This is a genomic window from Streptomyces coryli (assembly GCF_011044975.1).
Lineage (GTDB): Bacteria > Actinomycetota > Actinomycetes > Streptomycetales > Streptomycetaceae > Streptomyces > Streptomyces coryli.
In genome coordinates this window covers 1-12,776 of sequence record NZ_JAAKZV010000233.1, presented here as the reverse complement: position 1 = coordinate 12,776, position 12,776 = coordinate 1, and the positions used below count along the sequence as shown (strand labels likewise).

Genomic DNA, 12,776 nt, shown 5'->3' with positions numbered 1-12,776 from the left:
GGATGCGGGGGCGGGCGTGGGTGCGGACGCGGGCCCCGAGATCCTGGTGATCGACGGGGAGGACACCTTTACGGCGATGCTCGCGCATGTGCTGCGGTCGAGTGGGAGCGCGGTGAGTGTGGTGCGGTACGACCAGCCCGGGCTGCGCGAGCTGGCTCTCTCCCATGACGGTCCCGTGGTCCTGGGGCCCGGTCCTGGTGATCCCCGGGACGCGGACGATCCGAAGATGCGGTTCCTGCGGCGGCTGACGGCTGATCTGGTGCGGGAGCACCGGGACGGCTTGCTCGGGGTGTGCCTCGGGCATGAGTTGCTGGCTGCGGAGCTGGGGCTGGAGCTGGTCCGTAAGGAGGTGCCGTATCAGGGCGCGCAGGAAGTGATCGACTTCTTCGGGCGGCCGGAGACGGTGGGCTTCTACAGCACCTTTACGGCGCGGGCTGATGACGCTGTGGCAGTGGAGCTGGCGGCGCATCGGGTCGAGCTCAGCCGGGATGCGTCGTCGGGTGAGGTGCATGCCTTGCGGGGGCCTGGGTTTGCTGGGGTGCAGTTCCATCCGGAGTCGGTGTTGACGCTGAATGGGGCGGTGGTGGTGAGGGAGTTGCTGGCGGGGGTTCTGGTTTAGCGGATGGCTGGCTACGGGAGGAGTGGGGGCGGGGGCTGGCTTCGGCTGCCGGGCGGCGGCCGCAATCAGCCCATCTGGCGCTTGAGGATTCCGCGCGAAGCGCGGATGCCGCGGCCGCCAGGCTCGCGAGCCCAAGTCTCAACGGGGGATGCGGAGCTCGACCTCGGTGCCTTGGCCGGGTGGTGATACCAGCTCAGCCGTGCCGCCCAGGTCCTTCAAGCGGCCGCGGATTGACTGGGCGACGCCCAGGCGGCCCTCGGCCTCCGCTGCTGCCAGGCGGCCTTCCGGGATGCCCGGGCCGTCGTCCCGGATCGTCACCAGTACCGCGTCCGGGTCGTCCTCGACCAGGATCCATGCCTGTGCGTCGGCGCCCGCGTGCAGGTCCACGTTGTCCAGGGCCGCGCCCACTGCTGCGGCAATCTCCGCCGCCGCGGTCGGCGGCAGCAGGACGGGCACCCCGGGCTCGGAGACGGTGACTCGGGCCGAGGCGAAGCGCGCCAGCAGTGTTCGTAGGTCGACAGGTGAGTCCGTGTTCTCGTCCGGCGCCGGGGCGGTCCCCGCCCGTACCGCCCGCCGTGACAAGCGCGAGCGCCGTGCCGCGGGCACCACCGGGTCCGGTGGCGGGCCGTCCGTCACCAGCGCCCGGAGCGCGATCTCCTGCTCTCCTGCCATACGTCCCAGCTCGGCGGCTTCTCCGCCCAGCGCCGTGCCCCGCCGCTGCACCATGCTCAGCACCTGCAGCACGCTGTCGTGGATGTCCCGTGCCAGCCGCTCCCGCTCCCGGGTGGCCGCCTCGATCTGCAGCGCCCGTGCCAGGGTGCGCTCACTCGCCCGCGCGACTTCCACGATGTAGCCGATCGCGGACGCGGCGACCAGCAGGAGCACGATGTTGTGGATGTTCTCCTGGGCCAGCCCCTTGCGCTGCACGATCGTGGCGACCGAGATCCCCGCGGCGGCCGAGGCTCCCCAGCGCCAGCCGCCCTTGATCGCGAAGCCGAGCACCGCTCCGGCGGTCCAGATCGACGGCAGGGTCGAGGCCCCGTCGCCTATGCGGTCATCCGTCTCCACGGCCATCGTCAGCACGATGCCGGTCAGCGCCATCCCGATGTCGGCGGCAAGGAAGCGGTACGTGCAGGCCTCGGCCGACGCCACCTTGCGAAAGGTCCCGAGCGTCCATACGGCCAGCGCCGCCATGTACACCCAACCCAGCTCGGGCCGTGCCACATGGTCGTACTTCGTCGCGTAACCGACGACGGCGTAGCCGAGCGTCAACACCCGGAACCACGTCAGCGCCTGCCAAAGCGGCTGCTCAACGGACATCCGCACTGTCTTCGCCCCCCAAAAAAAGCGCCCGCGGGCTATGCCGCGTCCTTGCGCCCCTCCGCCGCCTTGGCCGCCTCCGCGGCCTCGGCCTTGCGCTTCTTCTCCGCCTCCGCGATCTGCCGCTTTGCCGCAGTCGCGTACATGTCCACGTACTCCTGGCCGGACAGCTTCATGATCTCGTACATGACCTCGTCGGTCACCGAGCGCAGCACGAAGCGGTCCCCCTCCATGCCCTGGTACCGGCTGAAGTCCAGCGGCTTTCCGATCCGGATGCCCGGCCGCATCAGCTTCGGCATCACCTGGCCGGGCGGCTGGATCTTCTCCGTGTCGATCATCGCCACCGGGATCACCGGCGCATTGGTCGCCAGGGCGATACGGGCCAGTCCGCCCGGCTTGCCCCGGTACAGCCGGCCGTCGGGCGAGCGCGTCCCCTCCGGATAGATCCCGAAGAGCTCGCCGCGCTCCAGCACGTCGATCCCGCTCTTGATCGCGGCCTCACCCGCGCCCCGCCCGCCCGAGCGGTCCACCGGCAGCTGGCCTACGCCCTTGAAGAAGGCGGCCGTGAGCTTGCCCTTCACGCCGGGCGAGGTGAAGTACTCCGCCTTGGCGACGAAGGTGACCTTCCGGTCCAGCACCGCGGGCAGGAAGAAGGAATCGGAGAACGAGAGATGGTTGCTCGCCAGAATGGCGGGACCGTCCGCGGGGACGTTCTCCAGTCCCTCCACCCAGGGGCGGAAAGCGAGCTTGAGCCCGTTTCCGAGGGTGAGCTTCATCGTGCTGTAGAACAACCGCCGACCTCCTGTGCTGAACGACTAGACCTTAACCCGGACGGCCAGAAGGGGGCTCTGCGGCGGTACTGTGAAGTACCACCCGCAGCGAGCGAGACGAGCGAACGGAGACTCCCGGTGCCGGTTCTTCCCGGAGCCGAGCCGTTCCGCCACACAGGCGATCCGGTCGGCGTTCTGATGTGTCATGGCTTCACCGGCAGCCCCGCCTCGTTGCGCCCCTGGGCGCAGCACCTGGCCGATCAGGGGCTGACCGTCTCCCTCCCCCTCCTCCCCGGCCATGGCACCCGCTGGCAGGACATGCAGCTCACCGGCTGGCAGGACTGGTACGCCACCGTGGACCACGAGCTGCGCGCCCTGCGCGACCGCTGCGAGCAGGTCTTCGTCTGCGGCCTCTCCATGGGCGGCGCGCTCGCCCTGCGACTGGCCGCCAAGCACGGGGATTCGGTCAGCGGCGTCGTCGTGGTCAACCCTGGCAACAAGGTGCACGGCCTCGCCGCCAAGGCCCTCCCGGTCGCCCGCTACCTGGCCCGTACGGCCCCCGGCCTGGTCAACGACACCGTCAAGGAGGGCGTCGACGAGGTCGGCTACGACCGGGTGCCGCTGCACGCCGCGCACTCGCTGCGCCGCTTCTTCCAGCTCGTCGACCGCGAGCTGCCGCAGGTCACGCAGCCGCTGCTGCTGCTCCACAGCCGTACGGACCATGTCGTACCGCCGGTGGACTCCGCCCGGGTGCTCAGCCGGGTCTCCTCGGTGGACGTCACCGAGGTGCTGCTGGAGCGCAGCTATCACGTGGCTACTCTCGACCACGACGCGGAGCAGATCTTCGAGGACTCGTACGCGTTCATCAGCAGGCTGGCGCCGGACCGGAAAGGGACAGCGGCGACGTGACGGAGCGTAACCCCGACCGGGAAGAGAGCCGCGACCCGCTCGACGAAGAGGCGATCTGGGCGGAGATCGTGGCGTCGTACGGCGAGGAGCCGGCCGACGATCCGGATCGCCCCGAGTCCGAGTCCGAGCGCGGCGTCGAGGATCTCGACCTCGACAAAGCCATCGACCTGGAGAAGGACAGCGAGCCGGCCAAGGGCGGCCTCGACCAGGTCGACCGCGAGCTCGACCGGCTCGACCGCGACCTCGATCAGCTCGACAAGGACCTCGACCAGGTCGACAAGGGCCTCGGCAAGAGCGTCCTGCGCCCCGACGACGGCAGCCTCAGCTTCACCGTCTACGCGGCCGGCACCGGCCCGCGCGACTGGGACGCCGCCGAGCCCTCCGACGACGACCTCGACGAGAGCGACGACGGCCACTTCGTACCGCCGGACCCGCCGCTGCCGAAGGCGGACACCACGGCGAAGTTCGCCTGGCTCGCCGTGCTCGGCGGTCCGCTGCTGCTGGTCCTGATGACCGTGCTGCAGCAGGAGTTGACCTGGTGGGCCGGGCTGCTCGGCATCGGCGGCTTCATCGGCGGCTTCGCGACGCTGGTGATACGGATGCGCCCCGGCGGGGACGAGGACGACGAGCTGCCGGGCGGCGGCGCGGTCGTCTAGCAGCCGGGGGCCGGAGTTCGAGGGAACTCATCCGGCGCGATGGGCGAAGGAGAGGTGTAAGCCCAAGCGTTCGAAGCGTTCCCTTGAACGAGAGGAGCCCCGATGACCGTCGAGCCAGGCGTCCGCACGGGGGCGGATAGCGACGCCTCGGTGATTGCGCGGTCCCGGGTTGAGCCCGAGGCATTCGCCGAATTGTTCGACCGGCACGCGGATGCGGTACACCGCTACCTGGCCCGCAGGCTCGGCGGCGAGGCTGCCGACGACCTCATGGCCGAGACCTTCACCACCGCTTTCCAGCAGCGGCACCGATACGACCCGGCGCGGGCCACCGGCACCGACGCCCGGCCCTGGCTGTACGGCATCGCCACGAACCTCGTCGGCCGGCACCGGCGCGCCGAGGCACGCCGTTTCAAGGCCCTGGCCCGGGTCCCGGCCCCCGCCGACCATGACGAGCCGCTGGCCGACCGGGCCGCGGACCGGGTGGGGGCCGAGGCCGTACGCCGGGAGCTGGCGGCGGCGCTGCACGCGCTGCCGGCCCGGCACCGGGATGTGCTGCTGCTGGTGGCGTGGGGTGGTCTCGGCTACGAGGAGGTGGCCCAGGCCCTCGGCGTGCCCATCGGCACGGTCCGGTCACGGCTGCACCGGGCTCGCAGCAAACTACGCGAAGCGTTGGGCGGATCCGATCCGACGACCATGCGAGAGGCATCCGGCCATGAATGACGAACTCGAACTCCTGCGGGACTGGGACGCGGACGCGCCCCCGCTCGCCGAACCGGCCCGGGACCGGGCCAGGCACCAGCTGCTCAACACGATCGTGCACGCGGATGGCCGCCACCCGGCCGCCGACCCGAGCCGCCGCCGTGCGCTCCGGCTCGGCACCGCGGCGGTGGTCGCCTTGGCGATCACCGGGACAGCGGTCGTGATCACCAGCGATGAGGGCGACCGCACCGACCACCCGGGCACGACCACCCCGCGGATGACCCAGGCCGCGGCGGTCCTGAACGGGGCGGCGGACCGGGAGCGCAAGCAGGAGAAGAATCTGCGGCCGCCCCGTGACGACCAGTACATGTACACCATGACGGTCATTAAGCAGACCGAGGTGAAGACCGGGAAGACCAAGACCTACCACAACGAGATCTGGGCCTCGGTGGACGGCTCCAAGCCGACCTGGACCGAGGATCTCGGCAACGCGTACTGGGACGATGCCGGCGACAAGTGGCCACCGTCCGACTGGAAGGGACTGAAGAAGCTCCCGACCGGTCCGGAGAAGCTCGCCGCGGCCATCGTTTCGATGGGCACGTCCGACAAGCCGATCCGCGATTTCAGCAAGTTCGAAAGGTTCCAGGCGTACTTCCTCCTCGGCGAGCTGCTGAAGTCGCCGATGCTGCCCAAGGGGCTGCGCCCCGCCGCGTACGAGGCGATCGCGCTGGTGCCGGGCCTGAAGACGATCCCCGGGGTGAAGGACGCGCGCGGGCGCACCGGCGTGGGGATCGAGTACACGGGGCCGCACGGACAGAAGGGGAAGTACCTCATCTTCGATCCGCAGACGTACGAATACCTGGGCTTCAGGCAGCCGGGCGAGACGCGCTCCGGCAAGAGCATCGTCCTGCTGTCGTACCAGGATGAGTGGGGGATCGTCGACAAGGTGAAGCAGCGCCCGTAGCGGCTAGGCGGCGGGCACTCTGAGGGCGGCCAGCACCGGCAGATGGTCGGTGGCCGCCCTCAGATCTGCCTCCGGCAGGCCCGGCGGGACACCGCATCCCAGCACCTCGACCCCCGGCGTCGCGAAGACCGCGTCGATACGGCCGACCGGGTCACCCGGCGGGAAGGTGAGCTCCCCGCCCCACGGCGACGTCGCCCAGCCGTCCTGCAGCCCGGCCGCCAGCCGGCGGAAGGAGCGGCCCTTCGGGCGGTCGTTGAGGTCGCCCGCGACCACCGCGTGCTCCACCCCCAGCGCGCGCACCCGCTCCAGCACCCCGCCCGCCTGCTCGTACCGCTCGGCCGCAGCCAGGCTCAGATGGCAGCTGATCACGCCGAGCCGGGCCCCGCCGATGCGCAGCACCGCCGTCGCGAGGCCGCGCCGGTGCAGTCCCGGTGTGCGCGGGAAGAGGACGTCCTCCGCGCGCTCCACCTGGGCCCGCAGCGACGACATGACCATGGGCCCGGTCGCGGGCGCGCCGCCCGTCACGTACACCAGGCCGGTCGCCATCCCGAGCCGGTTCGCGTACTTCCGCCAGCGGAAGAAGCGCGGCGCCTCCTGCACGCACAGCACGTCGGGCGCGCAGGCCCGAATCACCCGGGCCAGTGCGTCCACGTCGTCCCGCATCGAGCGGATGTTGTACGACAGAACGCGGACGACCGCCGACCCGTCCGGCTCGGTACGCGAGGCGGGGAGGTCGGCGGTCGTCATAGCGATACCAGTATCGGCGCGTTACCCCTGGCGGGCCAGGTCCGCCGCGCCCACGAGTCCGGCGCGGCCGCCGAGCTGCGCGGCGAGCACCTGCGCGTGCGGACGCCACTGGCTGCCGACCAGCCAGCGGCGGAAGGACTTGCGGATCGGCTCCAGGACCAGGTCGCCCTCGTCCGAGACGCCGCCGCCGACGATGAAGGCCGACGGGTCGAAGAGCGAGGCGAGGTCGGCGAGCCCTGCACCGGCCCAGCGGGCCAGCTCGCGGAAGGAGTCGATGGCGACCGGGTCCTCGTGCCGCGCGGCCTGGCTGATGTGCCGGCCCTGGATGCCCTCGGGGGTGCCGTCGCCCAGCGACAGCAGATACTCCGCCGCGTCCGGGGTGGCGCCGGCGCGCTGCTGCGCGTACCGGACCAGGGCGGAGCCGGACGCGTACTGCTCCCAGCAGCCCTGCGAGCCGCAGCCGCACAGCAGGCCGTCGGGGACGACCCGGATATGGCCGAACTCGGCGGCCACGCCGAAGCGGCCGCGGTGCAGCTTGCCGCCGATGATGATGCCGCCGCCGAGCCCGGTGCCGAGCGTGATGCAGACGACGTCGTCGTGGCCGGCGCCCGCGCCGAACTTGTACTCGCCCCAGGCGGCCGCGTTGGCGTCGTTCTCGACGACCACGGGGAGGCCGACGCGCTGCTCGACCTTGTCCTTGAGCGCCTCGTGCCGCCAGTTGATGTTGGGGGCGAAGAGGACGGTGGCGCGCTTGTCGTCGACGTAACCGGCGGCGCCGATGCCGACGGCCTCCGCGTCGGGGTGATCCTTCGTCACGTCCTGGACGGCGGTGGCGATGGCCTCGATGACGCCCTCGGGGGTCGACGGGGTCGGCACCTTGCTGGTGTTGAGGATCGCGCCGTCTTCGTCGACCACGCCGGCCGCGATCTTGGTGCCGCCGATGTCGACGCCGATGGTGAGTCCCATGTGTCCCTCGGTTATTCGGTTCGAGCCCCGCTGCAAGGGACTACGTTACCGGAGGGATGCGCGGGGGCATCGCGGCGCCGTCCTGACCAGGAACTCCTGATGGCCGATCAGGTGGTCACTTCTCGTCGCGCGGCTCGTCGTCCTCGTCCCGGGACTTGTCCTCGGTGAGGTCGATCCGCTCGATGTCGGCCGCCTGCTCCTTGGTCCAGCGCGCCTCGTCGTTCGACACCGCGGCGCGGTACGCCTCCCGCAGCTCGGCACCGGCCGCGGCCAGGTGGTCGAAGAGCTCCGGATTACGGTCGATCACCGGCTCGATCGCCGACTTGGCCTGCTCGATGAACTGGCGCGCGGCCCCCTTCGCCGCCATCCCGGCGGCGCCTGCCGCCATGCCGCCGAAGGGACCGCCAAGGCCCGTGACCTTGTCCGCGAAGGAGTCGATCAGCCGCTTGAACTCCTCGGCCGCACTGCCGGGCGGCGTGCCGTACTCCGCCCGCCGGCGGGCCTGCTCGGCGGCGAGGTCCTCGGCGCACGCCGCGGCCCAGGCGTCGGGGTCGGGGGTGGGGCGCTCGATGGCATCACTCATGTCATCGAAGGTACCCGAATGGCCCTGTAAGGGCGTCCCCCTTAAGAGCTCCTTCCGGCGGCGAGTTCAGTCCTTCGCCGGCCACAGCCCCGGGTCGGGCCGGAAGCGGACCCGCAGCTCCCCCTCGTAAAGGCCCGCCCGCTCGATCGTGCACCGCCGCAGCGCGGACGCGAGCGGCAGCACGCGGCGATACGGGCCCGCGGTGACGATGAGCTCGTCCCCGCGGCGGACGAGGCCGAGGTCGTGGCGCTCCGCGCCGGGCAGCGGCAGCCGCCAGACCAGCACGCCCTCGGCGGCGAGGAGGTTGTCGACGGCGGGGGCCTCGGCGCCGGTGCCGTTGCCGGGCCCGGGCAGCGCGTCGGCCAGCTCGGCGAGGTCGGCGGCCGTGCCCGGCTCCCGCCCCAGATGCGGCAGTTCGGTTACGTCGGCGGTGTCCCGCAGCTCCTTCAGGGCGCTCTGCTGGGCGCCGGAGAGCTCGGCCAGCCAGGGGTCGGCGGACTCCGCCGGCAGCGTCCGGTTCGCCACCACGGCGTCGAGGGCCACGCCGTGCAGCGCCAGCCCGGCGAGCGCCTGCGGCAGCTCCCGTACGGCACGGTCGCCCGGCTCCAGGACGAGCCGGACGCCGACGCCCGGGCCGGTGACGACGGCCTCCGCCGCGGCCAGCCGCGCGTCCCATCCGACGGCGGCCTCGTACAGCCGCTCGGCGGGAGCGGGCACTCCGGCCAGCTGCGCCAGGAAGGGCCGCAGCGCCCGGGCCGCCTGCCGCTCGGGCGGCAGCAGCCGGCGCAGGTAGCGGCGCAGCTCCTCGGGGAGGGCGAGGAGGCGCAGGGCGTCGGGGAGCGGCGGGAGGTCGACGACGACGAGGTCGTACGGTGCACGGCCGGCGTGCGGAGTGCCCGGTGTCCCCGAGACCAGCCCCGCGAGCGCGCTCAGCAGCGCCAGCGCCTCCGCGCCCGGCAGCTCCGTGATCTCCTCGGCCTCCAGCGGCGTGGCGCCCAGGTAGCCCAGCACGGATTCACCGCGCTCCTGCAGCCGGTCCAGGCTCGCGCGGAAGTGCGCCGGGGCGTCGATCCGCGCCACCCACAGCCCGTCGGCCACCGCCACCGGCGCGCCGAACGGCAACCCGTCCTCGGCCGCGGCAGCGGGCTCGGCGCCGGCGGCGCCACCGGCCCCGAGCGCGGCCAGCGCTCCGTCGTCCGACGTCAGCAACAGCGTGCTGCCGCCCGCGCGAGCGCATCGCAGCGCACTCGCCGAGGCCACCGTCGAGCGACCGGCGCCCCCCGTGCCGGTGACAAAAAGAACTCGCACCGCGGCTACGCCGCCTCGCTCTCGACGCGCTTCTTCAGGCCCGCCAGCGCGCGGTCGATGATGACCTTCTCGGCCTTGCGCTTGATCATCCCGAGCATCGGGATCTTCACATCCACGGTCAGCTGGTACGTGACCGACGTCTTCTTGCCGCCGTCCACCGGGGCCAGCTGATACGAGCCGGACAGCGCGCGGAGCATCTGCGACTTCACCAGGCTCCAGCTGACCTCGTTGGCGCCCTTCCACTCGTACGCCAGCGTGTGGTCGTCCTTGATCGCCCCGGCGTCCAGCACCAGCCGCACCTGCTGCGCCCTGCCCTGGTCGTCGGTGGCGAGGACCTCGGCCTCCTTGACCTCCCCGGTCCACTCCGGGTAGCGGGCGAAGTCCGCGATCACCGCCATCACCTCGGCGGGCGGGGCATCGATCGTGGTGCTCGACTGGGTATGTTCTGCCATCGCCTGGGCTCCTCCGAACCTCTGCTCAGGTGTACCGCGTGCTGTGCGCGCCGGTCAGCCCGGCTGTCCTTGCTTTCCCGGCTGGGGGTCCGGGGGTTATCCCCCGGGAGAATGCAGTACGTCGGTGAAGGTTACCGGCGCCTCACCATTCCAGCGCCCATGGGGTGCCGCGCGAGGCGAAGTGGCCCACGTTCACGCACTCGGTCTGCCCAATGCGCATGCGCTGGGCGAGTGGCTGGTGGACGTGGCCGAAGAGCGCGTACCGCGGACGGACCGTGTGAATCGCGTCCAGCAGCGCCTCGCTGCCGCGCTCGAAGCGCCGGGCCACCACGTCGTAGCAGAGCTCGGGGATCTGCGGCGGGATGTGCGAGCACAGCACGTCGACATCGCCGAGAGCCGCGACCTTGGCCGCGTACGTATCGTCGTCGATCTCGAAGGGCGTGTTCATCGGCGTCCTGAGCCCGCCGCCGACGAAGCCGAAGACCAGGCCACCGATCTCCACGCGCTCCCCGTCGAGGACGGTGACGCCGTCGTGCGCGTATTCCGGCCACAGCCGCGGGATGTCGACATTGCCGTAGGTCGCGTACGTGGGTGTGGGAAAGGCCGCGAAGAGCTCCGTGTACTGGCGGCGCACCGCCGACTCTATGGCCGCGTCGCGGTCCAGCCCGGCCCACAGCCGACGCCCGAAGTCGCGCGCCTCGTCGAAGCGCCGCTCCGTGCGCAATCGCACGATCTTCGTGGCGTTCTCCGTGCCGAACAGGTCCGGAAAAATGCCACGCGAGTGGTCGGCGTAATCCAGGAAAAGGATGAGGTCACCGAGGCAGACCAGCGCGTCGGCCCCCTCCCCCGCCTTCGCCAGATCTCCGGCATTTCCGTGCACATCGCTCACCACATGGACCCGCATGCGGGTCACTCTAGGACGAGAGGCAGGGGATAGGGTTTCACCGCATCGAGCCAGCGCCCGAGGAGCACGTCTTGCGCGAGTACAGCCTTCCCGCCCTGTACGAAGTACCGGCGGACGGCAATCTGACGGACCTGATCCGGCGCAACGCCGCGCTGCACGGCGACGTCGCCGTCATCGCCCGCAAGGAGGCGGGTGCGTGGCGGGATGTCACGGCCGCGGAGTTCCTCGCCGAGGTGCAGACCGCCGCGAAGGGCCTGATCGCCTCCGGAGTCCGGCCCGGGGACCGGGTCGGACTGATGTCCCGTACGCGCTACGAATGGACGCTGCTGGACTTCGCGATCTGGAGCGCGGGCGGCGTGACGGTGCCGATCTACGAGACCAGCTCGGCGGAGCAGATCCAGTGGATCCTCGGCGACTCGGGCGCGGTGGCCGTGGTCGTGGAGACCGACGAGCACGAGGCGCTGCTGAAGTCCGTACGGGACCGGCTGCCGCAGCTGCGCGAGGTGTGGCAGCTGGAGCGGGGCGCGGTGGACGCCCTGAACGCGGCGGGCGCCGAGCTCTCCGACGAGGCGCTGCAGGAGGCGACCTCGGCGGCGGAGGCCGACGACCCGGCGACGATCGTCTATACGTCCGGGACGACCGGGCGCCCGAAGGGCTGCGTGCTCACCCACCGCAGCTTCTTCGCGGAATGCGGGAACGCGGTGGAGCGGCTGCGGCCCCTCTTCCGTACCGGCGAGGCCTCGATCGTGCTCTTCCTGCCGCTGGCGCATGTCTTCGGCCGGCTGGTGGAGGTGGCCACGGCGCTGGCGCCGATCAAGCTGGCGCACGTACCGGATGTGCAGAGCCTGACCGACGAGCTGGCGGACGTGAAGCCGACGCTGCTGCTCGGCGTCCCGCGGGTCTTCGAGAAGGTCTACAACTCCGCGCGGGCCAAGGCGCAGGCGGACGGCAAGGGCAAGATCTTCGACAAGGCGGCGAATACGGCGATCGCCTACAGCCGCGCGCTGGACACGGACGGCGGCCCGGCGCTGGGGCTGCGGCTGCGGCACCGGCTCTTCGACAAGCTCGTGTACGCGAAGCTGCGCGCGGTCCTCGGCGGCCGCGCCACCCACGCGATCTCGGGCGGGGCGCCGCTGGGTGAGCGGCTGGGGCACTTCTATCGCGGCATCGGCTTTACGGTGCTGGAGGGTTACGGGCTGACGGAGTCGTGCGCGGCCACCGCGCTGAACCCGCTGGACCGGCAGAAGATCGGCACGGTCGGGCAGCCGCTGCCCGGCGCCACGATCCGGGTCGCGGACGACGGTGAGGTGCTGCTGCACGGGGAGCACCTGTTCGCCGGGTACTGGAACAACGAGGCGGCGACGGCCGAGGCGGTCAGCCACGGGTGGTTCCACACCGGGGACCTCGGGAGCCTCGATACGGACGGGTATCTGACGATCACCGGGCGGAAGAAGGAGATCATCGTTACGGCGGCGGGCAAGAATGTCGCGCCCGCGGTGATCGAGGACCGGATCCGGGCGCATCCGCTGATCGCGGAGGTGATGGTGGTCGGGGACGGGAAGCCGTTCGTGGGCGCGCTGGTCACGCTGGACGAGGAGTTCCTGGCCAGGTGGGTGCGGGAGCAGGGCAAGCCGTCCGGCTCGACGCCTTCGTCGCTGCGCGACGATCCGGAGCTGCTGGCGGCGGTGCAGCGGGCGGTGGACGACGGCAACGCGATGGTGTCGCGGGCGGAGTCGGTCCGTAAATTCCGCATCCTCGGGGGACAGTTCACGGAGGAGTCGGGCCATCTGACGCCGTCGCTGAAGCTGAAGCGATCGCTGGTCGCTAAGGACTTCGCCGACGAGATCGAGGCCTTGTACAGCTGAGATGCCCACCCACC

The 12,776-nt window shown here is 71.4% G+C and carries 14 protein-coding genes; 6 read left to right on the top strand and 8 right to left on the bottom strand.

Annotated elements, in window-relative coordinates:
- The coding region (locus tag G5C51_RS33600) for an aminodeoxychorismate/anthranilate synthase component II (RefSeq protein ID WP_165243118.1) at window positions 1-619 on the top strand (619 nt) is incomplete at its 5' end.
- A gap of 138 nt (window positions 620-757) precedes the next feature.
- On the opposite strand, the gene macS is transcribed toward G5C51_RS33600, so the two are convergent.
- Together macS and G5C51_RS33590 are read right to left on the bottom strand one after the other, a co-directional pair.
- On the bottom strand, window positions 758-1,939 hold the full coding sequence (macS, locus tag G5C51_RS33595; protein ID WP_165243116.1) for a MacS family sensor histidine kinase: 1,182 nt from the start codon (window positions 1,937-1,939) through the stop codon (window positions 758-760).
- A gap of 38 nt (window positions 1,940-1,977) precedes the next feature.
- A complete protein-coding gene (locus G5C51_RS33590) occupies window positions 1,978-2,730 on the bottom strand; it encodes a lysophospholipid acyltransferase family protein (RefSeq protein WP_165243114.1) in 753 nt (250 codons plus the stop codon).
- A 117-nt stretch (window positions 2,731-2,847) separates the two neighbouring features.
- On the opposite strand from G5C51_RS33590, the gene G5C51_RS33585 reads away from it, so the two are divergent.
- The 4 genes from G5C51_RS33585 (at window position 2,848) to G5C51_RS33570 (ending at window position 5,937) form a co-directional block, all read left to right on the top strand.
- On the top strand, window positions 2,848-3,618 hold the full coding sequence (locus G5C51_RS33585; protein ID WP_165243112.1) for an alpha/beta fold hydrolase: 771 nt from the start codon (window positions 2,848-2,850) through the stop codon (window positions 3,616-3,618).
- Window positions 3,615-4,274: a hypothetical protein gene (locus G5C51_RS33580; protein ID WP_165243110.1), complete on the top strand. Its 660-nt coding sequence runs from the start codon at window positions 3,615-3,617 to the stop codon at window positions 4,272-4,274. The genes G5C51_RS33585 and G5C51_RS33580 overlap by 4 nt, the downstream gene beginning before the upstream one ends.
- A 102-nt stretch (window positions 4,275-4,376) precedes the next feature.
- On the top strand, window positions 4,377-4,994 hold the full coding sequence (locus G5C51_RS33575) for an RNA polymerase sigma factor (protein ID WP_165243108.1): 618 nt from the start codon (window positions 4,377-4,379) through the stop codon (window positions 4,992-4,994).
- Window positions 4,987-5,937, top strand: coding sequence for a CU044_5270 family protein (locus G5C51_RS33570; RefSeq protein ID WP_165243106.1), 951 nt, complete (start codon window positions 4,987-4,989; stop codon window positions 5,935-5,937). Before G5C51_RS33575 ends, G5C51_RS33570 begins: the two co-directional genes overlap by 8 nt.
- Before the next feature lie 3 nt (window positions 5,938-5,940).
- Here the strand turns inward: G5C51_RS33570 and G5C51_RS33565 are convergent, their stop codons facing one another.
- The 6 genes from G5C51_RS33565 to G5C51_RS33540 form a co-directional block, all read right to left on the bottom strand.
- A complete protein-coding gene (locus tag G5C51_RS33565; RefSeq protein ID WP_165243104.1) occupies window positions 5,941-6,684 on the bottom strand; it encodes an endonuclease/exonuclease/phosphatase family protein in 744 nt (247 codons plus the stop codon).
- Window positions 6,685-6,705: 21 nt separating this feature from the next.
- Window positions 6,706-7,650: an ROK family glucokinase gene (locus G5C51_RS33560; protein WP_165243102.1), complete on the bottom strand. Its 945-nt coding sequence runs from the start codon at window positions 7,648-7,650 to the stop codon at window positions 6,706-6,708.
- Between the two features lie 115 nt (window positions 7,651-7,765).
- Window positions 7,766-8,233, bottom strand: a complete 468-nt coding sequence (locus tag G5C51_RS33555; protein ID WP_165243100.1) for a DUF5304 family protein — start codon at window positions 8,231-8,233, stop codon at window positions 7,766-7,768.
- A gap of 66 nt (window positions 8,234-8,299) precedes the next feature.
- Window positions 8,300-9,541 (bottom strand): ArsA family ATPase, encoded by a 1,242-nt coding sequence (locus G5C51_RS33550; protein ID WP_165243098.1) that lies wholly within the window; start codon window positions 9,539-9,541, stop codon window positions 8,300-8,302.
- A 5-nt stretch (window positions 9,542-9,546) separates the two neighbouring features.
- On the bottom strand, window positions 9,547-9,993 hold the full coding sequence (locus G5C51_RS33545) for an SRPBCC family protein (RefSeq protein WP_165243096.1): 447 nt from the start codon (window positions 9,991-9,993) through the stop codon (window positions 9,547-9,549).
- Window positions 9,994-10,135: 142 nt separating this feature from the next.
- The gene (locus G5C51_RS33540) at window positions 10,136-10,897 is read right to left on the bottom strand and encodes a metallophosphoesterase family protein (RefSeq protein WP_165243094.1); all 762 of its coding nucleotides are present in this window, start codon (window positions 10,895-10,897) and stop codon (window positions 10,136-10,138) included.
- Window positions 10,898-10,968: 71 nt separating this feature from the next.
- Between G5C51_RS33540 and G5C51_RS33535 the strand changes: the two genes are divergently transcribed.
- Window positions 10,969-12,762, top strand: a complete 1,794-nt coding sequence (locus G5C51_RS33535; protein ID WP_165243092.1) for an AMP-dependent synthetase/ligase — start codon at window positions 10,969-10,971, stop codon at window positions 12,760-12,762.
- Window positions 12,763-12,776 lie beyond the last annotated feature (14 nt).

Excerpts from the sequence above, each read along its gene's own strand:
- G5C51_RS33545 (WP_165243096.1), bottom strand. The coding sequence starts at position 9,993 with ATGGCAGAACATACCCAGTCGAGCACCACGATCGATGCCCCGCCCGCC.
- G5C51_RS33575 (WP_165243108.1), top strand. The coding sequence starts at position 4,377 with ATGACCGTCGAGCCAGGCGTCCGCACGGGGGCGGATAGCGACGCCTCG.
- G5C51_RS33560 (WP_165243102.1), bottom strand. The coding sequence starts at position 7,650 with ATGGGACTCACCATCGGCGTCGACATCGGCGGCACCAAGATCGCGGCC.
- G5C51_RS33540 (WP_165243094.1), bottom strand. The coding sequence starts at position 10,897 with ATGCGGGTCCATGTGGTGAGCGATGTGCACGGAAATGCCGGAGATCTG.
- G5C51_RS33565 (WP_165243104.1), bottom strand. The coding sequence starts at position 6,684 with ATGACGACCGCCGACCTCCCCGCCTCGCGTACCGAGCCGGACGGGTCG.
- macS (WP_165243116.1), bottom strand. The coding sequence starts at position 1,939 with ATGTCCGTTGAGCAGCCGCTTTGGCAGGCGCTGACGTGGTTCCGGGTG.
- G5C51_RS33555 (WP_165243100.1), bottom strand. The coding sequence starts at position 8,233 with ATGAGTGATGCCATCGAGCGCCCCACCCCCGACCCCGACGCCTGGGCC.
- G5C51_RS33570 (WP_165243106.1), top strand. The coding sequence starts at position 4,987 with ATGAATGACGAACTCGAACTCCTGCGGGACTGGGACGCGGACGCGCCC.